The organism is Siccibacter colletis (assembly GCF_025914095.1).
Classification (GTDB): domain Bacteria; phylum Pseudomonadota; class Gammaproteobacteria; order Enterobacterales; family Enterobacteriaceae; genus Siccibacter; species Siccibacter colletis.
In genome coordinates this window covers 1,994,537-2,015,887 of record NZ_CP074352.1, presented here as the reverse complement: position 1 = coordinate 2,015,887, position 21,351 = coordinate 1,994,537, and the positions used below count along the sequence as shown (strand labels likewise).

19 protein-coding genes are annotated in these 21,351 nt (G+C 59.3%); 10 read left to right on the top strand and 9 right to left on the bottom strand.

Annotated features, from left to right (window positions below; genetic code table 11):
* Positions 1-7: 7 nt before the first annotated feature.
* Genes KFZ77_RS09640 through KFZ77_RS09625 form a run of 4 tightly spaced genes read right to left on the bottom strand, consistent with a single transcriptional unit; the run spans position 8 to position 4,608 of the window.
* Entirely contained in the window at positions 8-1,357 is a 1,350-nt protein-coding gene (locus KFZ77_RS09640) for a M20 family metallopeptidase (RefSeq protein WP_264386128.1), read from the bottom strand.
* Positions 1,354-2,268: an ABC transporter permease gene (locus KFZ77_RS09635; RefSeq protein ID WP_031519403.1), complete on the bottom strand. Its 915-nt coding sequence runs from the start codon at positions 2,266-2,268 to the stop codon at positions 1,354-1,356. The genes KFZ77_RS09640 and KFZ77_RS09635 overlap by 4 nt, the downstream gene beginning before the upstream one ends.
* 1 nt (position 2,269) lies before the next feature.
* Complete coding sequence (locus KFZ77_RS09630; RefSeq protein ID WP_264386127.1) at positions 2,270-3,118, bottom strand: ABC transporter permease; 849 nt, start codon at positions 3,116-3,118, stop codon at positions 2,270-2,272.
* Complete coding sequence (locus tag KFZ77_RS09625; RefSeq protein WP_264386126.1) at positions 3,115-4,608, bottom strand: ABC transporter substrate-binding protein; 1,494 nt, start codon at positions 4,606-4,608, stop codon at positions 3,115-3,117. Before KFZ77_RS09625 ends, KFZ77_RS09630 begins: the two co-directional genes overlap by 4 nt.
* Positions 4,609-4,793: 185 nt before the next feature.
* On the opposite strand from KFZ77_RS09625, the gene KFZ77_RS09620 reads away from it, so the two are divergent.
* The 4 genes from KFZ77_RS09620 (at position 4,794) to KFZ77_RS09605 (ending at position 9,027) form a co-directional block, all read left to right on the top strand.
* The gene (locus tag KFZ77_RS09620; RefSeq protein WP_264386125.1) at positions 4,794-5,459 is read left to right on the top strand and encodes a GntR family transcriptional regulator; all 666 of its coding nucleotides are present in this window, start codon (positions 4,794-4,796) and stop codon (positions 5,457-5,459) included.
* A gap of 107 nt (positions 5,460-5,566) precedes the next feature.
* Positions 5,567-5,752: a hypothetical protein gene (locus KFZ77_RS09615; protein ID WP_152548339.1), complete on the top strand. Its 186-nt coding sequence runs from the start codon at positions 5,567-5,569 to the stop codon at positions 5,750-5,752.
* Positions 5,753-5,990: 238 nt separating this feature from the next.
* Positions 5,991-7,919 carry a methyl-accepting chemotaxis protein gene (locus KFZ77_RS09610; RefSeq protein ID WP_264386124.1) on the top strand — a complete coding sequence of 643 codons (1,929 nt, stop codon included), beginning with the start codon at positions 5,991-5,993 and terminating at the stop codon, positions 7,917-7,919.
* A 103-nt stretch (positions 7,920-8,022) separates the two neighbouring features.
* Positions 8,023-9,027: an SDR family oxidoreductase gene (locus KFZ77_RS09605; RefSeq protein ID WP_031519410.1), complete on the top strand. Its 1,005-nt coding sequence runs from the start codon at positions 8,023-8,025 to the stop codon at positions 9,025-9,027.
* On the opposite strand, the gene KFZ77_RS09600 is transcribed toward KFZ77_RS09605, so the two are convergent.
* Positions 9,003-10,607, bottom strand: a complete 1,605-nt coding sequence (locus tag KFZ77_RS09600; protein ID WP_264386123.1) for an alpha-amylase family protein — start codon at positions 10,605-10,607, stop codon at positions 9,003-9,005. The two genes, KFZ77_RS09605 and KFZ77_RS09600, sit on opposite strands and share 25 nt — an antisense overlap.
* A gap of 248 nt (positions 10,608-10,855) precedes the next feature.
* A complete protein-coding gene (pqqU, locus tag KFZ77_RS09595; RefSeq protein WP_264386122.1) occupies positions 10,856-12,997 on the bottom strand; it encodes a TonB-dependent receptor PqqU in 2,142 nt (713 codons plus the stop codon).
* 272 nt (positions 12,998-13,269) lie between these two features.
* Here pqqU and yncE point away from each other — a divergent pair, with 272 nt between their 5' ends.
* Entirely contained in the window at positions 13,270-14,331 is a 1,062-nt protein-coding gene (yncE, locus tag KFZ77_RS09590; protein WP_264386121.1) for a 7-bladed beta-propeller protein YncE, read from the top strand.
* A 63-nt stretch (positions 14,332-14,394) separates the two neighbouring features.
* On the opposite strand, the gene ansP is transcribed toward yncE, so the two are convergent.
* Positions 14,395-15,900: an L-asparagine permease gene (ansP, locus tag KFZ77_RS09585; protein WP_264386120.1), complete on the bottom strand. Its 1,506-nt coding sequence runs from the start codon at positions 15,898-15,900 to the stop codon at positions 14,395-14,397.
* A 279-nt stretch (positions 15,901-16,179) separates the two neighbouring features.
* Here ansP and ampC point away from each other — a divergent pair, with 279 nt between their 5' ends.
* The 5 genes from ampC to KFZ77_RS09560 all read left to right on the top strand — a co-directional run bounded on the left by ampC (position 16,180) and on the right by KFZ77_RS09560 (position 19,693).
* A complete protein-coding gene (gene ampC / locus KFZ77_RS09580; RefSeq protein WP_406678804.1) occupies positions 16,180-17,313 on the top strand; it encodes a class C beta-lactamase in 1,134 nt (377 codons plus the stop codon).
* A gap of 12 nt (positions 17,314-17,325) precedes the next feature.
* Positions 17,326-17,889 (top strand): P-loop NTPase family protein, encoded by a 564-nt coding sequence (locus KFZ77_RS09575; protein ID WP_051640451.1) that lies wholly within the window; start codon positions 17,326-17,328, stop codon positions 17,887-17,889.
* A 15-nt stretch (positions 17,890-17,904) separates the two neighbouring features.
* Entirely contained in the window at positions 17,905-18,522 is a 618-nt protein-coding gene (locus tag KFZ77_RS09570; RefSeq protein ID WP_031519422.1) for a glutathione S-transferase family protein, read from the top strand.
* Positions 18,523-18,564: 42 nt separating this feature from the next.
* Positions 18,565-18,795 (top strand): tautomerase PptA, encoded by a 231-nt coding sequence (pptA, locus tag KFZ77_RS09565; protein ID WP_031519424.1) that lies wholly within the window; start codon positions 18,565-18,567, stop codon positions 18,793-18,795.
* A gap of 76 nt (positions 18,796-18,871) precedes the next feature.
* A complete protein-coding gene (locus KFZ77_RS09560) occupies positions 18,872-19,693 on the top strand; it encodes an arylamine N-acetyltransferase family protein (protein WP_031519426.1) in 822 nt (273 codons plus the stop codon).
* A 2-nt stretch (positions 19,694-19,695) separates the two neighbouring features.
* Here the strand turns inward: KFZ77_RS09560 and KFZ77_RS09555 are convergent, their stop codons facing one another.
* Together KFZ77_RS09555 and KFZ77_RS09550 are read right to left on the bottom strand one after the other, a co-directional pair.
* The gene (locus KFZ77_RS09555) at positions 19,696-20,271 is read right to left on the bottom strand and encodes a flavin reductase family protein (RefSeq protein ID WP_031519428.1); all 576 of its coding nucleotides are present in this window, start codon (positions 20,269-20,271) and stop codon (positions 19,696-19,698) included.
* A 103-nt stretch (positions 20,272-20,374) separates the two neighbouring features.
* A complete protein-coding gene (locus tag KFZ77_RS09550; RefSeq protein WP_264386119.1) occupies positions 20,375-21,241 on the bottom strand; it encodes a DUF4198 domain-containing protein in 867 nt (288 codons plus the stop codon).
* Positions 21,242-21,351 lie beyond the last annotated feature (110 nt).

Here is a 21,351-nt window from a genome sequence, read left to right as displayed (position 1 = left end):
CCGGCAGTTAAAAAGCCAGTAGCCAGTCGCTGAGCGACTGCTGAAAACGCTGCAGTCCCTGCAACGTGACGAATTCATTCACGCCGTGCGCGTTGCCGCCGTAGCCGAGGCCGCCAATCAAAAAAGCGGGGGCAATGGGGGCAAAGGCATAGGCAGGGGCGCAGCCGGGCGCCCACGGCCAGATTTGCGGGCGAGCCTGCTGTTGGTGATAGCTGTTCATCAGCTCCATCACCCCGATATCGTCGATACTGAAGCGGTGACCCGGATAGCTGTCGTCAAGCACCAACTGAGCGCCGGCGAGCGCCGGATCGGCAAGCTGAGCTTTGATGCGTTCCAGCAGGGCATCTTTATCGATCCCCGGCGGGGTGCGCAGCGCGAGTTCGGCGCAGGCCAGCGGCGGTATAATGCCGCGGCCGCCCTGGGGTGAGGTATAGATGTCGGGAATGGTCAGCACCGCGCTGCCCAGTAGGTGGGCTAACGCGTTCCAGGGGTCGGTATCAATAGTGAGCCGTTCGCTGCGACGCATGATCAGCTCATCGCGGATGCTGAACTGCGCGGCCAGCTCGTCGAGAATATCGGCGGCTTCGCCGGTGACCGGTTCGGTGTGCAGCACGCCATTGGCGTGTGCCGGGGCGATGGCGTTGAGCGCTTCGACCATGCGCCAGGCCGGGTTGGCGATCCATGCCGCGTTACTGGCATGAATGGCGGCACGGGGGCCGCCCCAGCTGCCGCCTTCAACCTTCAGCCGTCCTGTGGTCATGCCGGTAAAGCCCAGGTAGAGTCGCGGTGCGCCGCCACCGTATTCGCACAGCGACGGGAACAGCACCGCCTCTGCCGGCGCGATGGGGCACGGCTGTTGGCTGAGGTAGCGCCGCAGGTTGCCGCTGCCGATCTCCTCTTCGCCTTCGAGAATGATTTCAATATTGGTGTGCAGGCGTTCGGTGAGCCACAGATCGCGCACCGTCATCAGCATCCCGGCCAGCGGGCCTTTGTTGTTCTCGGCCCCGCGGGCGATATAAACGTCGCCCTTGTCATCCCAGTGGCGGATGCCGCCTTCAAACGGCGGTACGTCCCAGCCCTCATCGCTGGCGGGCATCACGTCGTACATGTTGTACAGCACCACGGTGGTGGGAGCATTAATGTCTATGCGCACATGGACCAGCGGCGGGCCGTGTTCGTCCGGCTGGTCGGCCACCGGCAGCACCACCTCAGCCTCAATTTCGTTAATCAGCCAGTTTTCCAGCCAGGCGGCAAGCTGCCGCTGGGCGTCCCGTTGCCCCGCCACGCTGCGAAACGGGGTCAGTTGTTCAAGCAGGTCGAGGGTTGCAGCCAGCGTGTGATGCGGCAGCCCGGTCATAAGCGGATCCTTGGGTTTAACACGACGTAAAGCAGGTCAATCACCAGATTGACCACCACAAATACCACGGCGGCGAGCAGGACGATGGCCTGCACCAGCGGGAAATCCCGGTTCTGAATCGCCTGCACCGCCAGACGCCCGATGCCGGGCCAGGCAAAGATAATCTCGGTCACCAGCGCGCCGCCGAGCAGCGAGGCGAAATACATGCCCTGCACGGTGACTACCGGGATCAGGGCATTGCGCAGCCCGTGGCGGATCAGAATGCGCCAGGCGCTCAGCCCTTTCGCCTGGGCGGTACGGATGTAGTCCTGATGCAGAACGTCAATCAGGCTGGCGCGCACCAGACGAGCGATAGCGCTCATGTAGTAAGCACCCAGGCTGACTGCGGGCATGATGAGATGGGTGAGATCGCCATAGCCGCTGGAGGGCAGCAGGCGCAGTTGCAGGCTGAAGAACAGGATCATCAACAGGCCAAGCCAGAAAACCGGAATAGCCTGGCCGCTGAAGGCCAGCAGGCGGGCGATAAGATCCCAGACGCTGTTGCGCCAAACCGCGCTCACCAGACCGAGCAGCAGGCCGGCGGCGGTACTCCAGCCGAGGGCGGTGACGGCCAGCAGCACCGTGGCCGGGACGCGTTCCCCAATCAGGGTGGTGACCGGCTGGTCATAGCGCAGGGACTGGCCCATATCGCCCTGCAGCAGGTTGCCAAGATACTGGCCGTACTGCCAGAGCAGCGGCTGATCAAACCCCATGCTGTGACGAAACTGGTCGATCTCCTGCTGGCTTGCGCCGGGCGGCATCATGATGGCCGCCGGATCGCCGGTTAAGTGCAGGCTGAAGAAAATCAGCAGCGAGACGCCAAACAGCACCAGCACCGACTGACCGAGGCGGGAGAGTAAATAGCGCGCCATATCAGTCGAGCCTCGTGTGGGTTTTGCGCAGCAGATGGTCGCCGAGCAGGTTGCAGCCGATCACCAGCATGGCGATGACCACACCCGGCCAGAACACCAGCCACTGGGCCAGCAGCATGTAAGAGCGGCCTTCGCCAATCAGATTGCCGAGCGTCGGGGTCGGGGGCTGAATGCCCATGCCGAGAAAGCCAATCGAGGCCTCCAGCACGATAAGGCGCGGAATATCGAGGGTAAGCAGCACCACCAGCGGCGTCGCCAGGTTCGGCAACACGTGGCGCAGCAGAATACGCGGCGTGGAGAAGCCCATCGCTTTTACCGCGTCGATGTACTCCAGCTCGCGGATCTCCAGGGTTTTGGCGCGCGCCACGCGGGCGTAAATCGCCCAGCTGGTCACGCCCATGATGACAATAATGTTGGTCAGGGTGGTGCCAAACAGCGCCATCACCAGCAGGATCAGCAGAATAAACGGCACGGCGAGCTGAATGTCCATCAGGCGCATGATCAGGGCATCAACCCAGCCGCCAAGATAGCCGGCCATCATGCCGAGCAGCGTGCCAATAACCGCAGCAATCGCCGCCGCGACCAGCACCACAAACAGCGACAGGCGCGCGCCGGAAAGAATACGCGCCAGCAGATCGCGACCCAACTGATCGGTGCCGAGCCAGTGTCCTTCACTGCCGGGTGGCTGGAACATGGCAACCAGATTGTTGGTCAACGGGTCGGGGAAGGGTAACCAGGGCGCCAGCAGCGCCCCGATAATCACTACCGCGATCAGGACCCCACCGACCACACCGTCGCCGTGGAAGCGGCGACGGGCAGGGCGCGAGTGTTTACGGCCAGTAAAAATCATTTCACCCTCAGGTCGAACAGCGGAATACGGGCATCAGTGCGACCGGTAAAGGTGACGTTGTCACCATGCGCGTACAGAGCGTCTTCCTGATACAGCGGGATCAGCGGCTGCTCTTTCTCAACCCACTGCTGGATCTGCTTCAGCAGTTCGCCACGCTTCGCGGCATCGACGGTGGAGCGGCTTTCGTTGAGCAGTTTATCCAGCTCTGGATTGCTGACGGTGGAGTACGGCTCGCCGGAGCGCAGGATCGGGTAGAGCGCCGCGTCGGCATCCAGCGTCTGGGTGGAGCCCCAGGCCAGCATATACATCGCCGCCTGTTTACCGGACGCCACCTGCTGGGTATAGACCGACCACTCCGGCACTTCCAGCTGCGCTTTCACGCCGATGGCCGCCAGATCCTGCACGATAGCCTGGGCCACTTCGGCGCTGGCAATGTAGCGACGCGGCGCCTGGAACTTCAGAGTAAAGCCGTCGGCATAACCGGCTTCTTTCAGCAGCGCTTTGGCTTCGGCAATATTCTGTTTCGGCGCGGCGATGTTCAGGTAACCGAAGTCTGCCGGGCGCGCCATGGTGCCCGTCGGCGTGCCAAAGCCGTGCAGCAGATTGCTGGTATAAGCGTCACGGTTAAGGGCCAGCGACAGCGCTTTACGCACGCGGGCGTCGTTGAGCGGCTTCTGATCGTTCTTCAGGCCCAGGTAGATGGTCAGCCCGCCGCCTTTCACCTGCTCCAGCTTCACGCCGGGTTTGTTCTTCAGCGCCGGGACCAGATCCGCCGGAACGCCATCAACCAGTTGCACTTCACCGGTGAGTAACGCCGTAATACGTCCGGTGGCTTCCGGAATCGGACGCCAGGTCACGGTATCAATCGCGGGTTTGCCGCGCCAGTAATCGCCGTTAGCCTGCATCACCACGCGTTCATCCGGCACAAATTCTTTGACGGTATAGGCCCCACTTCCCACAGGTTTTCGTGCAAATTCTGCGGCACCGACTTTACTTACATAGGCAGGCGGAACGATATAGGCCGGATAGCGGCTCATGCGCGTTGGCAGCAGTGGGTCGGGGCCATCGGTATGGATCTGGATCTGGTATTCGCCGGTCGCCTCAACGGATTTGATGGTGCGAATGTAGGAGATGGTCGGCGCCTTGTTTGCCGGATCGAGGATGCGATCTAAGGAGAATTTCACCGCGGCGGCGTTAACCGGTTCGCCGTTGGTGAATTTAACCCCCTGGCGCAGATCAAACTGCCAGGTGGTGTCGTTAATGGCTTTCCATGATGTGGCGAGGCCGGGTTTCAGCGCCATAGAGGCATCGCGCATCACCATAGTGTCAAATACGTTGTCCACCAGGGTCGCGGCTTCTTTCAGAAAGCCGGGGTCCATAGCGGTTGCAGAAGCGGGCTGGGCGATGGTGATTTCACTCGCCTGCGCGTACCCGGTGAGAAGTCCTGTCGCTAATGCCAGAGATGCGAGTTTAAAGACGGAACGTTTCATGACAATCTGTACCTGTTATGTGTTGTCTCATGATAAGACGTTAATTAAGAATATTTTTTTCTTCCTTTGAGGCAGGTCACTGTGAGCCGTCTGTTAATACATGATATATCCTGTTACCCACAGTTATCGCAGTCCAGTAAATAAACTGCAAATACAAAGTAGATTTTTTGCGATAGGAAATAAACATGCTTGATATGGAAAAAGCGCAACGAATGAGTTTAACAATGCAGGTTGAGGTGCGTTTAAAGAACGCGCTTATCATGGGATCGCTTAAACCAGGTGCGCGTCTGGTGACAAAGGAGATTGCCGATCAGCTGGGTACCAGCATTACACCGGTGCGCGAGGCGCTGCTGCGGCTCGTCTCCTCGGGGGCGCTGGATGCCACGCCTGCACAGGCATTTCTGGTGCCTGAGCTGACGCTGGAGCGCTTCAATGAGATCACGGTTATCCGTAAAAACCTTGAATCTCAGGCGGTTGAAGTAGCCACCCAGCGCTGCACGCCGGAGCAACTGGCAGGGCTGCGCCAGCGGTTTGAACTGTTCCGCGCCGCAAAAATCTCCGGCAGCGTGGAAGAGGCGCTGCAGGCCAACCGCGCATTTCGTTTCGAACTCTATGCCTGCGCCGGCATGCCAACGCTGATGGGATTAATAGAACAGATGTGGATCCGAATTGGTCCAAGTTTTAATTATCTCTACCCGCAATCAAATGAGATGATCCACGGACATCATAATTACGAAGACCTGCTGGATGCACTCGAACGTAAAGACGCGGCGACCAGTATCAAGGTTATTCATAAATCAATTGATGACGGTGCGTTAATACTTATTCGCCAGCACTTCAGCGTAGAGTAATTAGCTATTTTTTAGCTAACCACTGCTGAAAGGTTTATTTCCCATCCGGCCTCTCTCGCGTTTTACTGGTGCCACATCACAACGCGCATCAGAGCAGGAGAGAGGCGATGAAAATAGCATCTGGACGAACACTGGCACGGCTACGCACCAGGATTGTGCGCCGCTGTCTGGCCTTACTGCGGCCCGGAAATTCCAGCAACGGCGATCGCGTGCTGGAGTCGTTTCTTCCCACCGGACACCTGTATGGCATCGACTATGGCAATATTGATCCTGCGTGGTATCGCGCAAAATAACCGCAGGCGGCGCGCAACGCGGCTCCAGTTCTGGAATGAGCTGTGCGCGTGTGCATGATGGCCTTTATCCCGACGGCTTCTGAAGAGGCTTTCGGATAAAGGCCATTTTTTTTGATCTTTCCCACAACCTCAACAGATAACTACCTCTGTCTATAAACAAACCACCCGGACAACCGATAACCTGATCGGGATGCTTTTTTATCCCACATAACAATCATAATGACTCTGGGGGTACGGGATGAGTGGTCTGTTGGCCCGCTTACGAAACGTAAGGATTGCGAAAAAGCTGTCGGTAGGGTTTGGTCTGGTGCTGTTACTGGTTGCCATTGCCACCGTGCTGAGCATGGCGCGCTTTAAAGAAATCCGGGATATCTATCAAAAAACCAATTTAATCTACAACATCAACATTGAGGTGTTTCAGGCAAAAATAAACCGGCTCAAATACTTCTACGGTGACGATAAAGCCGGCGATATCATGGCCCGTTACGTCACCCACGCCTCAGACCTGACCGATGAAGCAAAAGCGCTCTCCTGGTCTGCGCGCGAAGCCGCCATTCTCAACGACCTCTCCGGTCATCTGAACAGCTTCCAGACCAGCACCGGGGCGATGAAAGCCGCCACCGATAAGCTGAACGGGATCCGCACTGACATTGATGCGCTAGCAGCCCAGGACGACACGGCACGCTTCAGCGCCCTGATCCGCACCCCGCTGATGGACAGTGAACTTGCGTATCAACTTTACGAGCTGCTGTTCGCCATCGGCAACGTGCGCGACTACGCCTTTGCTCTGCGCTACAGCGTCAGCGATGCCGCACAGCAGGCGCTGGACGAACGTTACCGCGCAACGGCGTCACGCTATGAAGCGCTGAACAGCCAGCTTCCGCCTGAGCTGCAAACCCCGCTGCAGGGGCTGTGGAACGACACCACCCGGGTACGGACGCTGAGCAACGACTATTTTGCCGCATTCACCGCGCTCAAAGGCGCGGAGGATCAGGTAAAAGTCGCCGGCGACAAGAGCAGTGCTTCGTTAAAAGCGATCATTGGCCTGGTGAAAACCTATAACGATGAGCTGGCCTACGGCTCGGCCAACATCACGCTGATTATCGGGGCAATCGCGATTCTTATCGGCATTCTGGTGTCGGTGTACATCACGCGTCAGATCACCCGTCCGGTGTTGCATAACCTGGCGCTGGCAGAGCGCATCGCCGGCGGCGATCTCAGTTCACGCATTGAGGTCGATCGCGATGACGAGCTGGGTAAACTCACCGCCGCGATGAGCAAAATGAACGACCGCCTGCGCGGCATGATCGGTGACGTGCGCACCAGCGTTTCCAGCGTGTCGCGCGCGGCGACCACTATCGCTACCGGCAACAGCGATCTGTCATCGCGCACCGAACAGCAGGCGGCGGCAGTTGTGCAGACCGCGGCCAGTATGGAACAGCTTACGGCTACGGTGAAAAACAACGCCGATAACGCGCGTCACGCCAGCAAGATCTCGGCGGAAGCATCCAGCACCGCCAGTGAAGGCGGCGTGGTGGTGCGTGACGTGGTGAGAACCATGGGCGATATCTCTGCCAGCTCGAAGAAAATCGCCGACATCACGGCGGTGATCAACAGCATTGCGTTCCAGACCAACATTCTGGCGCTCAACGCTGCGGTGGAAGCGGCGCGCGCCGGTGAGCAGGGCCGCGGCTTTGCTGTGGTCGCCAGCGAAGTGCGCAGCCTGTCCCAGCGCAGCTCTCAGGCCGCGAAGGATATCGAACAGCTGATCAGCGAATCGGTGTCGCGCATCCAGACCGGTAGCGATCTGGTGGCGCGCGCCGGGGAAACGATGGAGCAGGTGGTGAGTGCGGTGACCCGCGTTAACGACATCATGGATGAGATCTCGTCTGCCTCCGAAGAGCAGAGCCGCGGCATCGAGCAGATTGCCCGTGCGGTGGGTGAACTCGACACCACTACGCAACAAAACGCCTCGCTGGTAATGGCATCGTCATCGTCCGCTACCTCGCTGGAGGAGCAGGCCAGCCTGCTGGAACGTCTGGTGGCGAATTTCCATCTCGATGATAAGCCGCAAACCACCTCGCGCCAGCTGGCCGAACGCGCGCCGGCTAAGCCTGCCGTCACCACACGCCAGGCCACCGACGAGGCGAGCTGGACCACGTTCTGATTACCTTTCACCCTGCGGCCCTGCGTTAAACCGGGGCCGCGCTCCGCTTTCTTTCCCGCCCTGTACTACGCTTTGATTACACAATTAAAAATGGGGCATGGATATGGTCAGCAATGCGTTTGTTGCGGTAATAACCGGCGGTACCGCCGGCGTAGGACGCTCGACGGCAACTCACTTCGCCGCATCAGGGTACGATGTCGCCGTGATTGCGCGTGGGGATGAGGGATTGCGCCAGACGGTGCGCGAGTTGAGAGACTACGGCGGCCTTGTGCTGGGGATCAGCGCTGACGTGGCGGATGCCCGGGCTATGGATGAAGCGGCCCAGCGTATCGAAAGTGAGCTTGGCCCGATTGGTATCTGGGTCAACTGCGCCATGACCACCGTGCTGGGGCCAATGGAAGAACTTTCCGCTGACGAGTTTCAGCGCGTCACCGACGTGACCTATCTCGGTACGGTCAACGGCACCCGCGCCGCGCTGCGCTACATGCAGCCGCGCAACAGCGGCACCATTGTTCAGGTGGGATCGGCACTGGCCTGGCGCTCTATCCCGTTGCAGTCTGCCTATTGCGGTGCCAAAGCGGCGATCCGCGGCTTCACCGATTCGCTGCGCTGCGAACTGCTGCATCAGAAAAGCCATATTCGCGTCTCTATGGTGCAGCTACCGGCGGTCAACACGCCGCAGTTCAACTGGGCGCGCAACAAGTTCTCTCAGCGCATGCAGCCGATCCCGCCCATCTACCAGCCGGAAGTGGCGGCGCGCGCCATCTTTGACGTCGCCATTGCCAGACGCCCGCCGCGTGAGCTGTGGCTCGGCAAAAATACCGTCATCTCGATTGTCGGCAATATGTTTTTCCCCGGCGTGCTCGATCGCTGGCTGGCGCGTCAGACATGGGAGGAGCAACTGGGGGATGAGAGCGAACCGGGCAAACGCGAAGATTATCTCTATCGTCCGTTAACCACCGGGCACCGCGCCCACGGCCGCTTTGATAATCAGGCGGTCCGCAAGGCGGTGGCGGTGGATTCCGGTGTGGTGGGCGTGGCGGCCGTTGCCGTCACCGGGATCCTGGTCGGGGGATTACTGCGCTACATCAGACGCAGCCAGCGATAACCGTAGCCGTTCAGACGCAGGGTCTGCGTCGGCGCGTCGTAGGTGTCATCCGCCAGCACCTCCTGCGCGCCGGCCAGCCCGGCGGCTTCTTCACAATCAATCTCTACCGGCGCGGCAGCGAGATTGATAAACATCAGCGTCGCCGCATTCTCATCCTCATAGCGCACCGCATAAACGCATTTCTGTGACAACGTAACGTGAGTGAAGCAGTGGTAGTGCACCTCCGGCAATTCGCGCCAGACGTGAACGATAGTGCGGATGCGTTGCAGCAGAGAACCTTCGCGCGCCAGCTGCTCGGCGACGTTAATTTTGTGGTAGTTGTAGGGGCCGGTGGCGATTATCGGCGAGATAAATCGCGCCGCATCGGCGGCCGAGAAGCCCGCGCCCGGAGAGTCGTCCCACTGCATCGGCGTACGCACCGATTCGCGTTCAGGCTGGTTAAGATCGTCACCCATGCCGATCTCATCCCCGTAGCGGATCACCGGCGTACCCGGCAGCGAAAACAGCAGGGCGTGCGCCATCGCCAGATGACGCTCGTCGCCGTCGAGCATCGGTGCCAGACGGCGACGGATGCCACGGCCATAGATCCGCATCTCCTCGGTGGGGGCGTACTTGTCCATCACAAAGTCGTAGTCGTGCTGGTCGAGATCTTCCATGTCCAGCTCGTCGTGATTGCGCAGCCAGAAGCAGTAGCCGCAGCGCTCCGGCGGCACCGGCAGCTCTTCCAGCGCCTTACACAATGGGGTTGAGTCCTCCCGGGCCATTGCCAGGAAGATATTCTTGTTGATCCAGAAATTGAGCAGGGTGGTCAGACGCTGGCCTTCGTCGAAATAGTGCTTCATCTCCTCGACGCTGACGTCCACTTCCCCCAGCAGAATGGTATCGGGATTATCCGGCATCAGCAGGTCATGAAAGCGGTCGAACAGGGCGTAACCGGTTTCTTTCTGCCCGGCACCGGCCTGTTCCACCATGTGCGAGGCGGCGTCGACGCGAAAGCCCGCCACGCCCATATTGGCCCAGTGCAGCAGAATGCGATCCACCTCGGCCACCACCAGCGGGTTGCTGAGATTGAGATCCGGCTCATGGTGATAGAACAGGTGGCGATAATACTGGCCCGCTTCCTCGTCCCAGCGCCAGATGCTCGGCTCGACGGTGGGAAACATCGGCGCGGGCTCGTTGGGCTCGGGTTTATCGGACCAGATATAGAAGTCGCGAAACGGCGACTGCGGAGATTTACGGGCTTCCTGGAACCAGTACGCCTGGTCAGAGGTATGCTGGGCCACCAGTTCGACAATTACCCGCATGCCGCGCTTACGGGTCTCTTCCAGTAGCCAGCGAATATCGTCTTCCGTACCGCTTCGCGGGTCCACCGCGAGGTGATCCACCACGTCATAGCCGTTATCGCGCCCGGGAGATACGTAAAACGGATTCAGCCACAGCGTGGTGGCGCCCAGCGAGGCGATGTAATCGAGCTTCTGCACTACGCCGCGCAAATCACCGCTGCCGTCGGCATTGGTGTCGAAAAAGCGGCCCGGATCGACCTGATAGATAACCGCATTCTGATGCCAGACTTGCCCCATATCATGCTCCTGCGCTCAACAAATAACCTTTAGTATAGGCGGAGCGAGAGAATTGCCTGCCGCAGCAGGCAGATGGTGTCAGGATTTTTGCTGGCTTCGCGCATAGCGGGCAAGCCGGGAAGTGAAGGGCGATGCGCTAGTTAACCCATCAATTGCAGGCTGTTATCGCCTGATTCCTGGTTTATCTGTTGTGAAAGTCAGTAGAAGGGAAATAAAAAGGGGCAACGTCGTTGCCCCCTGAGAGAGTATTACTGGAAGCTGTAGCCGAACGACAGGCCGACGCTGTAGTTGCGTCCCGGTGCCGGTTCGAAATAGCGGCCGTTGCTTTCGTTGACGATCACTGAGCCCGCGTATTCGCGGTCGAACAGGTTATCGACGCGGGTGAAGAGATCCACCGAGCCCTGTCCGATCTGCCATTTGTAGCCGGTGTTCAGACCGACAACGGTCCAGGTTGGCGCTTTGGCGGTGTTCTCGTCATCTGCCATGATGTCGCTCAGGTAGCGCACGTCGCCGCCCGCGTACCAGCCCTGTTCCGGTTCCCAGCCCAGCGAGGCGTAACCCATATTACGGGCTATGCCCGGCATACGGTTGCCGTTGCAGTCGGTGTCACCGCAGACGTTGCTGCGGTAGGTGGCGTCGATGTAGGTCCAGGCCATTTTCAGGCGCCACGCGTCGGCGAACTGCTGGTCAAGGCCCAGCTCCACGCCCTGACGACGCGTTTTACCGGCATTTTTGTAGCTGGCACGTCCGCCGGAGCTGCTGTCAGAGACAATCTCGTTGTCGGTATCGGTCTGGAACAGCGCGGCGGTGAACAGGCCGTTGCCGATGCGGGTTTTACTGCCGATCTCCACGGTATCGCTGGTGGCCGGCTGCAGTTCAAGGTTCAGCCCGTCCTGGGTGCCGGCACGGTAGGAGAGTTCGGTGAGGGTCGGGGTTTCAAATCCGCGGCCCGCCGCCAGATACACATTCCAGGCATCGGTTACCGCGTACTTCAGCGATCCTGCCGGGAGCCACTTGTGGTAGCTGGCTTCGCCGCTGGCGTCGCCGTTTTGTGCAGTGACGTATTTGTCGTTGGAGTCCAGCCAGATAGAGCTGTAGCGCACCCCTGCATCCAGCGACAGCTTGTCGGTCAGTTGCCAGCTGGTCTGCAGATACGGGTCCACGTTCCACATCAGGTTGCGCTCGTTGCGGCGCAGGTTGCCTTTCTCACCGAACTGCGGCACGCCGTTCTGGTAGACAAAGTTCTCGTAGCCCTTACGGTCCTCGGTCATGGTCTCGTAGTTGATCCCGGTGGTGAAGCTCACCGGAATAAGCCACTCGTCGCGGTGCGTCCAGCGGGTGTCCACGCCCTGGTAGTGACGGCTGAGAGAGATCACACCGCCGGCGTGGGTAGGACGCAGCTGCGGAGCCTGCGGGATCGACTGGTATTGGGTGGTTTCACGCTCGCCGGCGTAAGCCATCAGGCTGAAATCGTCGTTTGCGGTCAGAGCGCGCTCATAGCGCAGGCCTGCCTGGGTCTGCTTGATGGTCTTACGGGTGTTGTACTGCTCGGCACGCGGCGACTGACGCGGATCGGCACGCCACTCCTCTTTAGTCAGGCCGCCCGGATCGTCCGCTTTGATATCAACGCTGTTGAACAGCAGCGTCAGTTTGCTGGCGTCGTCGAGGCGCACGCCGAGTTTGGCGTTAGCCAGATTTTTACGCGCGCCGCTGTGGTCGCGATAGCCGTGGGTGGTAAAGCGCGTGGTGGAGACGGCGTAGTCAACGTCGCCTGCCTGGGTACCATCGCCTGTCGCACCGGTGGCTTTCAGACCGTAACGCCAGCTGCCGTAGCTGCCGTACCAGCTGCTCGCTTCAATGGTCGGCGGCTGACGTCCGGTTTCGGTGGTGACGTTCAGCACACCGCCGGAAGCGTTACCGTAGAGCGCGGAGAAGGGGCCGCGCAGTACGTCGATGCTCTCAACGCTGTTGATGTCGATGTTTGACGTCTGGCCCTGACCGTCCGGCATGGTGGCGGGAATGCCGTCCACGTATAAGCGCAGACCGCGCACGCCAAAGGTGGAGCGGGAGCCGAAGCCGCGGATCGACAGCTGCAGATCCTGCGCATAGTTCTGACGGTTCTGCACCTGCAGGCCAGGCACGGCACCGAGGCTTTCAGAAAGGTTGACGCGCGGCGCGGCATGACGCATCTCGTCGCCGTGAACCACGCTCACTGCCGCCGGGGTATCCAGCTCGGAGAGGCCGCCGGGCGTAGCGGTCACGACCATCGTTTGTTCAGAAGTAGATGCGGCGGTCTGAGCAGCCGCAACGGTGCTGGTGAAGCAAGGAGAAAAAATGGCAGGCAACAGCCATACAGAAAGAGGCACCTTTCTGACGAATGAGATATTCATGAAATCAACCAGGTTAAGGGGTTCGTACCGAACCAGAAAAAACGCGCCATGTTAAATGTTTTGTAAACTTATGAAAACATTAAGCGCACGTTAGGTTAACAGATGAAGTGTAGTGGAAAATTTTGTGAACGTGCGCGGAGTAAAATCCTCCCTTTTTCAGCGAATAATGATTACTATTCTCATCCATAAAATCAAGGGGCGGGCAACGACCTGCAAACCCACCGGTTTCAATGTGATGCAGAAGATCCAGTTTCGTTACAAAGGGAGTAGTTATGAATTTTCGTCATCTGTCCATCCCGCGCCTGCGCCATACCGCGCTGATGAGCGCGCTGCTGCTCGCCACGTCCTTCTCCAGCCAGGCGGCGGAGGAGATGCTGCGCAAGCCGGTCGGGGTTGGTGCCTATGAAATGGCTTACAGCCAGAGCGAAAACGCGCTGTTTGTCGCCACCTCGCAGAGCCGCGCGCTGGATAAAGGCGGTGTGGTCTACCGTCTCGATCCCACCACCCTGGATGTGACCCAACGCATTCATAACGACATCAAACCGTTTGGTGCCGCCATCAATACCAAAACCAACACCCTGTGGTTTGGCAACAGCGTAAACGGGTCGGTGACCGCGATTGATGCGAAGACCAGCGATGTGAAAGGGCGCGTGGTCCTGGATGCGCGTCAGCGCAGCGAAACCGTGAAGCCATTCCAGCCGCGTCAGCTGGCGGTGGATGAAGCGACGAACACGGTGTACATCACCGGCGTCGGCAAAGAGAGCGTGATCTGGGCAGTAGACGGCAACAACATGACGCTGAAAACCACCATCACCAATACCGGTGCGCGCAGCACCGCCCTGGCGCTGGATGCTGCCAACAAGCGTCTGTATACCTCAAACGCGGACGGCGAGCTGGTGATCATCGATACCGCTACCAACAGCATCATCAGCCGTAAGAAACTACTGGACGATGGTAAAGAGCACTTCTTTATCAACATCAGCCTGGACAGCGCGAACCAGCGTGCGTACATCACCGATTCGAAACAGCCGAAAGTGCTGGTTGTCGATCTGAAAAAGGGCGACGTCACCGCGCAGATCGATGCTCCGGCATCGCTGGCCGTGCTGTTTAACCCGGTGCGCAATGAAGTGTATGTGACGCACCGTCAGGCGGGCGAGGTCAGCATTATTGATGCGAAAACCAATAAGGTGACCAAAACCATCAAAACGCCGGTACACCCGAACAGCCTGGCGCTCTCCGCCGACGGGAAAACCCTGTACGTCAGCGTGAAGCAGGCCTCCAGCCGTGATAAACCTGCAACCAGCCCGGACGACATTATCCGTATCGCGCTCTGATTCACGGGCTTCAGAAACAACAATGCCGGGCACGCCCGGCATTTTTTTGGCTACAGCGCAGCATCAGCGCGCATGGTCATCCGCCAGCGGCGAGGAGGCGGGCGCCTGGTCGTCAGCGTGGTGCTCCGCCGGGGCGGCGCTGTGGATCTCGTATACGCGCTTACGCACGCCGAACCAGCCGAGGGTCAGCACAACGGCCAGCACCGGAATCGAGACGATGGTAAAGGTGCCGTTCGGATAGTCGAACGCCATCAGGACCAGCACGCTCAGCAGGAACAGCAGCGTCAGCCAGGAGGTGTAAGGCGCGCCCGGCAGTTTGAACGGCACGTCTTCGGCTTTGCCTTCCTTAATGGCTTTGCGCAGGCGCATCTGGCACACCACGATAAAGCCCCAGGAGGCGATGATGCCGACGGACGCGACGTTGAGCACGATCTCAAACACCTGAGACGGCACCAGATAGTTCAGGAACACGCCCAGCACGTAGACGCAGAGGGTGGCGGCGATACCCGCCCACGGCACCTGCTGTTTGCTCATCTTCGACATGAATTTCGGCGCGGAACCGCCCATCGACATGGAGCGCAGGATGCGGCCGGTGGAGTAAAGACCGGAGTTGAGGCTGGAGAGCGCGGCAGTCAGGACCACCATGTTCATGATGTCGCCGATGTACGGCACGCCCAGCTTCGAGAAGAAGGTGACGAACGGACTCTGACCCGCCTGGTAGGCGTTCCACGGCAGCAGCAGCACCAGCAGCACCACCGAACCGACGTAGAACAGGCCGATACGCCAGATCACGCTGTTGATGGCTTTCGGCACCATGGTCTGCGGATCTTTACACTCTCCTGCCGCGGTGCCCACCAGTTCGATGGAAGCGAAGGCGAAGACCACGCCCTGCACCAGCACCAGAGCAGCCAGCAGCCCGTGCGGGAAGAAACCGCCGTTGTCGGTGATCAGATGAAAACCGGTGGCGTTGCCGTCGAGCGGCTTGCCGGTACCGAGGAATATGGTACCCACCACGAGGAACAGCACGATGGCCAGCACCTTGATCAGCGCAAACCAGAACTCCATTTCGGCGAACCATTTCACGCCGATCATGTTCATGGTGCCGACAATCGCCAGCGCGCCGAGGGCGAACACCCACTGCGGCACATCGCCAAACGCGCCCCAGTAGTGCATGTACAGCGCCACCGCGGTGATATCAACAATGCCGGTCATCGCCCAGTTAACGAAGTACATCCAGCCGGCGACGTAGGCGGCTTTCTCGCCGAGGAACTCGCGGGCGTAGGAGACGAAGCTGCCGCTGGAAGGGCGGTGCAGTACCAGCTCACCCAGCGCACGCAGGATGAAGAAGGAGAAGATACCGCATACCGCATAGACCAGCGCCAGGGAAGGGCCGGCCATCTGCAGGCGCGCACCGGCGCCGAGAAACAGGCCGGTACCAATCGCGCCGCCAATGGCGATCATCTGTACCTGACGGTTGCCCATCGCCTTGTGGTATCCCTCCTCGTGGGAGTTCAGCCAGCGGCGTCTGGCAGCACGCTGCTCCGCCGCGTTGTTTTTTGTGGTTTTCATCTGTTTTCCTGTGATCCTGTCTTATTATCTGCGAGCCGCTGGCTCAACCGCCGTAACCAAACGTTTGCTACGCTGTCCGGAATCGGGCGGGGTGTGCACGTTTTTTGTGCGTTGCGCTTTACGATGAAGCACAACATGGCGCAGCATCCTACCTGCAAAAATATGCGTGCGCAAAGCATAAGCTTTCCGGGAGTGAGCTGGCTCGCGGTTATCTCAACAGAAGTCGCCAGTGCGCGGCCTGTATGGCAGTCTTTCGTGCTTACTAATAAGGAAATACTAATGAAAAAGAGCGTGTTAACCGCATTAAGCCTGATGTTTTATACGCTGGACGTCAGCGCGCAGACCCCGTGCGGCGCAGCAATCGATAAGGTAATCGAACCTTTAATGGCGCAGTGGCAGGTGCCTGGAATAGCGGTGGCGATCTCGGTCAACGGGAAGCCTCAATTCTGTAACTATGGGGTCGCGTCAAAGGAGAGCCGTCAGCCGGTAAGCGAGCAAACGCTGTTCGAGATCGGCTCCCTGAGTAAAACCTTTACTGCGACGCTGGCAAGCTATGCGCAGGGTGCAGGTAAACTCCATTTTGCCGATCCGGCACGCCGCTACCTGCCAGAGCTGAAAGGCAGTGCCTTTGACCAGGTGACGCTGCTCAACCTCGCAACCCACACCGCCGGTACGCCGCTGTTTGTCCCGGATGCGGTCACCGATACCCCGGCGCTGATGGCCTGGTATAAAGCCTGGCAGCCTCCCGCCACGCCGGGCAGCACCCGCGTCTACTCGAATCTCGGGATCGGTATGCTGGGAATGATTACCGGCCATGCGCTGGACACGTCGTTTACCGCGGCGATTGAACAACAGATGCTGCCGGCGCTGGGACTACGTCACAGCTATGTAAACGTACCGCCGCAGGCGATGCAGGATTACGCTCAGGGCTATAACAAAACTAACCAGCCGGTGCGCGTGACGCCGGGGCCGCTGGATGCCGAGTCTTACGGTCTGAAGTCCTCCAGCGCCGACCTCATCCGCTATCTGGAGATCAACATGGGCCAGCATCTCAAAGACGGTGCGTGGCGCAAGGCGGTGGATAACACCCATGTCGGCTATGTACAGGCCGGCGAATTTACCCAGGCATTAATGTGGGAGTACTACCCGCTGCCGGTAGACGAGAAAACCCTGCTGGCCGGGAACGACAGCGCGCGGCTGATGAAGGGCGTACCCGCCAGGGCTGTTGCTACTCCTCAGGCCCCGGCTGCGGCCTGGTATAACAAAACCGGCTCCACCAACGGCTTCTCCACCTATGCAGTGTTTATCCCATCCCAGCAAACCGCGCTGATCCTGCTGGCGAACAAGTGGTTCCCCAACGATGCGCGGGTGAAGGCGGCCTGGGAAATCCTGCACGCCAGTCCGGGCCAGTGAGTGGAGACAGGGATGAAAATTAACGTTGTCGGGACCAGCGGAAGCGGCAAGAGCACGTTCGCACGCCAGCTCGCTGCCCGCCTCAATGTGCCGTATATCGAACTGGATACCCTTTACTGGCAACCCCACTGGCAGGGCACGCCGGATGCCCGCTTTTTTGAAAAAATAGCCGCCGCGCTGGCGGCATGCCCCGACGGCTGGGTGCTGGATGGCAACTATAACCGCAGCCGTCCGGTGAAATGGCGTGAGGTGGACACGCTCGTCTGGCTCGATTACGGCTTTACCCGCACCCTTTATCAGGCGGTGAAGCGGGCGATTCAGCGCGCCGTCACACAGCAGGAGCTGTGGCCCGGCACCGGCAACCGGGAAAGTTTCCGCCAGTCGTTCTTTAGCCGCGAATCCATTATCTGGTGGACCCTGAAAACCTGGCGCAGTAACCGTGCGCGTTATCTGGCGGACATGGCGAATCCGGCGTACTCCCACATTGCGTTTGTGCATCTGCGAAGCCCGTCTCAGGCCCGCGCCTGGTTGCAATCTCTGACGCCTGGCGTCGGGTGCTCTACACTTAAGGAGTAACAAAGGAGACGACGGATGATCCAGATCTACGGTGTGCCGGGGTACGGCTCGACCATCAGCGAACTGATGCTGACCCTGGCCGGGGTGCGGTACAGCTTTATTAACGTTGATGGTTACGACAAACCCGGCCCGGCGCGCGAGCAGCTTGAGAAGCTGAATCCGCTGTGTCAGGTACCGACGCTGGTGCTGGAAAACGGTACGGTGATGACGGAGAGCGCCGCGGTGGCGCTGATGCTGCTTGATGATCATCCGGAGCTGGCTCCGGCCCCCGGTACGCCAGAACGTAACCGCTTTCTGCGTCTGCTGGTATGGATGGTGGCGAATGTCTATCCCACCTTCACCTATGCCGACTACCCGGAACGCTGGGCGCCTGGCGCTCCGGCCCAGCTGCGGGAGAGTACCGGACGCTATCGCGAAACGCTGTATCGCTGGCTCGAACAGCAGGTTGAGGCTACGCCCTGGATGTTTGGGCAGGACATCTCGCTGCTGGACTGTTATCTTCCGGTAATGCGCCGCTGGACACCTCACGCCGCCTGGTTTGCGCAGCACACCCCAAAACTTAACGCCATCGCCGATGCGGTATGCGCGTTACCCGAGCTGCAAACCGTGCTGCGCGCTAACCGGATCCTGTGACGGGGTGCCGGGCTAACTGGTTTATTCAACAAGGAGTTCGCTATGCCACATATTGATATTCAGTGTTTCCCGCGCCAGCTGAGCGATGAAGTAAAACAGGCGCTGGCAGACGATATTACCGCCGCTATTGTGCGCCACCTGGGCAGTAAAGAGAGTTCGGTATCGGTCGCACTGAATGAAGTGGACCCTGAGGCCTGGAAAACGCGTGTATGGGATACCGAAATCGCGCCGCAGATCGAAACGCTGATTAAAAAACCCGGCTACGACATGTAATTCCGCGCGCCAGGCGCTCACACCTGGCATCTTCACCGGCGTTTTGCGCCACTCATTAACCCGGAAAGGAGTGGGGATGGCTTTTTCGCTTGAAGAGTACTTTGCCCGTATTGGCTACGACGGTACGCCGCAGACCGACGTGGAAACCCTCGCGGCACTGCAGGCTCACCATATTGCGAGTATCGCATTCGAAAACCTTGATGTGCTGCTGGATCGCGAGATCCACCTCGATGACGGCGCACTGTTTGAGAAGCTGGTGACTGCCCGGCGCGGTGGCTACTGCTTCGAACAGAACGGCTTGCTGGAGCGGGTGTTACGGGAGCTGCGCTTTAACGTACGCAGTCTGGCCGCCAGGGTGCTGATTGCTCAGCCCAACCAGGTGCCGCCGCGTACCCATCGGCTGCTATGCGTGACGGTTCACGGCGAGGAGTGGCTGGTGGACGTAGGCTTCGGCAGCCAGACGCTGACCCAGCCGATGCGTTTTGTCGCTGGCGCAGAAGTGGTGACGCACGCCGGTATCTATCGCCTTGAGGCCGATCACGATGATTTTATCCTGACCCTGTTCCAGGGCGGGGAGTGGCAGCCGCTCTACCGGTTTGATACGGAGGATCAGTACGCCGCTGATTTCCTGATGGCGAACCACTTTATCGCCCACTGGCCGGATTCCCACTTCCGTCACCATATTCTGCTGTCGCGCCATCTTCCTGAAGGGGGGAAGGTAACGCTGAATAACTTCCACTTTACCCATTACGGAAGTGACGGTGTCACGATTCGTGAAGAGGATCTAACCCCGGAACGGCTGGCGGAAGTACTGGAGAAGGAATTTTTGCTGGGGCTGACCCATCCCCAGCACGGTATTTCGTCAGTAAACCTGCACAAGCTCAACCGCTTTGCCTGAGTTTATGACCGGGTATTGAGCGCGTCGCCGATGGCATAGTAGTGTCCGCCGGCCACGTGGTGAATGCTGCGTAACGCCGGGTCGGCGGATTCAAACTGCCAGTGGCCGTCGCGAAACGCCCGCGAATCGGCCCAGGCGCCGATCACCTCGCCAATAAACAGATCGTAGGTCTGCTGGTTATGCGGTTCCGGGATCAGCCGGCACACCAGCCACGCCGTACAGCCCGCGACCAGCGGCAGGGCGTGCCCGTCCATTTCAAACAGCTCCACGCCTGAGTGCGCCAGCTTGTCCGGGTCGCTCATCAGCGTCGTGGTGCCCAGCTGCGTGGTCAGCGCAGCCTGGTTCACGGTCGGGATCTGCAACGCAAAATAACCGCTCTGCTCAATCAGCGCGCGCGTGGCGGCGATTTTGTCGATCACCACCGTCACTTTTGGCGGTGAGAAGTCCAGCCCGCAGGCCCAGGCGGCGGCCATTACGTTATCCACGCCGTTGTGGCGCGCGGAAACCAGCACGGTCGGACCGTGATTGACCAGGCGATACGCCTTATCCAGGGGGACGGGTGCAATGTGCTCGTTCATCATGTTGCCTTTCAGAAAAATGTGTCCGGAAAGCGTAGCAAACGCGACAAGCGGCGGGAATATCGATTATGTGCGGTTAACCGGGGTCGCCCCCGGCCAGTAATCAGCGGGTAATGGTAAAGCCGAAGGTGGTTTCATCTACATGGAGGTCGCAGGCCGCTTTATCTTCATACGGCGTATCGTGGGCGGTCATCAGCACCCACTGGCCCTTATTCAGGATCGGCAGGGCCAGCACGCCGTTGGCATCGGTCACATCTTTCATCGACGCAGCCTCATAGGCATAGGTGTGTGCCAGTGACGGATGGGCGAACTTACTGGTATCGCCATGATCGTGATGATGAGCATGCCCGGCTGATTTTTTAACCGGGGCAGACGGGTCGTTATAGGCGATACCGACCTGATGGTTTTTCAACGGTTGCCCGTTCGCCAGCAGTTTCACATTCAGCGTATCGCCGGTTTTTAGCGTGGACGGATCGACCTCTGGCACAAACTCCAGACGCACGCTGGTGGGGCGCGTGATCGCCGCGTTTTTACCCGGCGCGCCAACAAAACTGACTGTTTTAGCGTACATGGTGTTTTCCATACAAAACGCCTCTGGCCACTGTTGTTTGCCTGCCTGCTGCCAGCGATTTTTTCCGTTTTCCTCTTTCACCGACCAGCGGGTCGGCTTATAGGTGGCGATTGCCAGCCAGCTTCCCGCCGGCACCTCTGATGCGGTGAACTGGTAGGCTTCACTGGCGATCGGGAAGCTGTACCGGCGCTCCGCATCGCCCAGCAGCTCAATTGGCGCAAAAATGTGCTGACGTTTCGCCGGGATCGGTTCGCCGTGCGGGAAGTTTTCGCCATAACCCAGTTCAATATTCAGCGTCGCACCGTCCGTGACTGGCGGAACGTTAAGCCAGAGGCCGTGAGCAAAGGCAGCCGGGGCGAGGGCGATACCAACCAGCCCGGCAAGGAGTGTCGTTTTCATCTGCGTCTCATCATTATCAGTAAATGTTTTTTGTGATGTTATAACATATTTTGCGGGCCGGGCCAGTGGATTTATGAAGCCCGCTCATAGCGGCATGCGGATTAACGGGG

Bases quoted from the DNA above. Each gene is read 5' to 3' on its own strand.
- KFZ77_RS09640 (WP_264386128.1), bottom strand. From the start codon at position 1,357: ATGACCGGGCTGCCGCATCACACGCTGGCTGCAACCCTCGACCTGCTT.
- KFZ77_RS09635 (WP_031519403.1), bottom strand. From the start codon at position 2,268: ATGGCGCGCTATTTACTCTCCCGCCTCGGTCAGTCGGTGCTGGTGCTG.
- KFZ77_RS09630 (WP_264386127.1), bottom strand. From the start codon at position 3,118: ATGATTTTTACTGGCCGTAAACACTCGCGCCCTGCCCGTCGCCGCTTC.
- KFZ77_RS09625 (WP_264386126.1), bottom strand. From the start codon at position 4,608: ATGAAACGTTCCGTCTTTAAACTCGCATCTCTGGCATTAGCGACAGGA.
- KFZ77_RS09620 (WP_264386125.1), top strand. From the start codon at position 4,794: ATGCTTGATATGGAAAAAGCGCAACGAATGAGTTTAACAATGCAGGTT.
- KFZ77_RS09615 (WP_152548339.1), top strand. From the start codon at position 5,567: ATGAAAATAGCATCTGGACGAACACTGGCACGGCTACGCACCAGGATT.
- KFZ77_RS09610 (WP_264386124.1), top strand. From the start codon at position 5,991: ATGAGTGGTCTGTTGGCCCGCTTACGAAACGTAAGGATTGCGAAAAAG.
- KFZ77_RS09605 (WP_031519410.1), top strand. From the start codon at position 8,023: ATGGTCAGCAATGCGTTTGTTGCGGTAATAACCGGCGGTACCGCCGGC.
- KFZ77_RS09600 (WP_264386123.1), bottom strand. From the start codon at position 10,607: ATGGGGCAAGTCTGGCATCAGAATGCGGTTATCTATCAGGTCGATCCG.
- pqqU (WP_264386122.1), bottom strand. From the start codon at position 12,997: ATGAATATCTCATTCGTCAGAAAGGTGCCTCTTTCTGTATGGCTGTTG.
- yncE (WP_264386121.1), top strand. From the start codon at position 13,270: ATGAATTTTCGTCATCTGTCCATCCCGCGCCTGCGCCATACCGCGCTG.
- ansP (WP_264386120.1), bottom strand. From the start codon at position 15,900: ATGAAAACCACAAAAAACAACGCGGCGGAGCAGCGTGCTGCCAGACGC.
- ampC (WP_406678804.1), top strand. From the start codon at position 16,180: ATGAAAAAGAGCGTGTTAACCGCATTAAGCCTGATGTTTTATACGCTG.
- KFZ77_RS09575 (WP_051640451.1), top strand. From the start codon at position 17,326: ATGAAAATTAACGTTGTCGGGACCAGCGGAAGCGGCAAGAGCACGTTC.
- KFZ77_RS09570 (WP_031519422.1), top strand. From the start codon at position 17,905: ATGATCCAGATCTACGGTGTGCCGGGGTACGGCTCGACCATCAGCGAA.
- pptA (WP_031519424.1), top strand. From the start codon at position 18,565: ATGCCACATATTGATATTCAGTGTTTCCCGCGCCAGCTGAGCGATGAA.
- KFZ77_RS09560 (WP_031519426.1), top strand. From the start codon at position 18,872: ATGGCTTTTTCGCTTGAAGAGTACTTTGCCCGTATTGGCTACGACGGT.
- KFZ77_RS09555 (WP_031519428.1), bottom strand. From the start codon at position 20,271: ATGAACGAGCACATTGCACCCGTCCCCCTGGATAAGGCGTATCGCCTG.
- KFZ77_RS09550 (WP_264386119.1), bottom strand. From the start codon at position 21,241: ATGAAAACGACACTCCTTGCCGGGCTGGTTGGTATCGCCCTCGCCCCG.